Annotated in this window: 1 protein-coding gene and 1 pseudogene; both read left to right on the forward strand. The window is 76.1% G+C overall.

Features of this window, described 5'->3' with window-relative positions; all coding sequences use genetic code 11:
- Positions 1-206: pseudogene (locus tag GT030_RS26750) on the forward strand (ATP-binding protein); the annotation flags it as partial.
- A 30-nt stretch (positions 207-236) separates the two neighbouring features.
- On the forward strand, positions 237-1322 hold a 1086-nt coding region (locus tag GT030_RS26755), incomplete at its 3' end, for a YfjP family GTPase (RefSeq protein WP_202460601.1).

The following is a 1322-nucleotide window of genomic DNA, read 5'->3' on the forward strand; positions in this document are numbered from 1 at the left end:
CGGGCGAGGGGCTGGCCGAGCGCATCGGGGCGCACGGCGCGCTGCGGCTGCGCGACCGCGCCGGGCGCCTGCTCACCGAGCACGTGGACCGGGTCCTGCACGGCGAGCGCGAGCGCCGCCTCGCCCCCATCGACGCCCTGGACGTCCACGCCGAGTCGCAGGCCGAACTCATCGCCGCGCTGTCCGTACTGCAGAAGGAGAGGTGACCGGTGACCGCCGCCGCCCAGAAGCACCAGATGGATCACGTCGAGGCCACGGCCCCCGCCGACGAGGAGCCGCACGCGCGCGTGGAGGGCGATCAGCGTCCCGATGAGGAGGTCGCCTGGGACGACGGCCTCATCGCCCGCCGCGTCACCGACGGCACCGCACCCCAGGAGGCCCCCGCGCGCGGGGCGACGAGCGGCTCCCCGGCGCCGCTGGCCTACGACGGCCCCCTGCGCTCCCGTCTCGACGCGCTGCGTGAACTCGTCGGCCTGTCCCGCGCCCGCCTCGACAACCAGACCCTCGCCGAGGCCGCGCGCGTGCTGGACGAGGCCACCGCCCGGCGCAAGCTGTCCGGGCAGCACACGGTCGTCGCCATCGCGGGCGCGACCGGCAGCGGCAAGTCGCAGCTGTTCAACACGCTCGCCGGGGTGCCCATCTCCGAGACCGGGGTGCGTCGTCCGACGACCGCCGCGCCCATCGCGTGCAGTTGGAGCGACGGCGCGGCGACCCTCATCGACCGCCTCGGCATCCCCGGCCGGCTGCGCCGCCGCCCCCTGCAGAGCGCCGAGGCCGAGGCGCAGTTGCGCGGGCTGGTCCTGATCGACCTGCCCGACCACGACTCCGCCGCCGTACAGCACCGCGAGCACGTCGACCGGGTCCTCAAGCTGGTCGACGCCGTCATCTGGGTGGTCGACCCGGAGAAGTACGCCGACGCCGCGCTGCACGAGCGCTATCTGCGGCCGATGGCGGGCCACGCCGAGGTGATGATCGTCGTCCTCAACCAGACCGACCGGCTGCCCGCCGAGGCGACCGAGCAGATCCTCGACGACCTGCGCCGGCTGCTGGACGAGGACGGCATCGCGCTCGGCGAGTACGACGAGCCCGGCGCCACCGTCCTCGCCCTCTCCGCGCTCACGGGGGACGGCGTCGGCGACCTGCGGGAGACGCTCGGCAAGCTCGTGGCCGAGCGGGGCGCGGCCGCCCGCCGGGTCTCGGCCGACGTGGACGCGGCCGCCGCCGGTCTGCGGCCGGTGTACGCCGCCGGGCAGGGCGTCGGGCTCAGCGAGGAGGCGCGGGAGGAGTTCTCCGGGCGGCTCGCGGACGCGGTCGGCGCCACC

The organism is Streptomyces sp. SID1328 (assembly GCF_009865595.1).
GTDB classification, from domain to species: Bacteria; Actinomycetota; Actinomycetes; order Streptomycetales; family Streptomycetaceae; genus Streptomyces; species Streptomyces griseoluteus.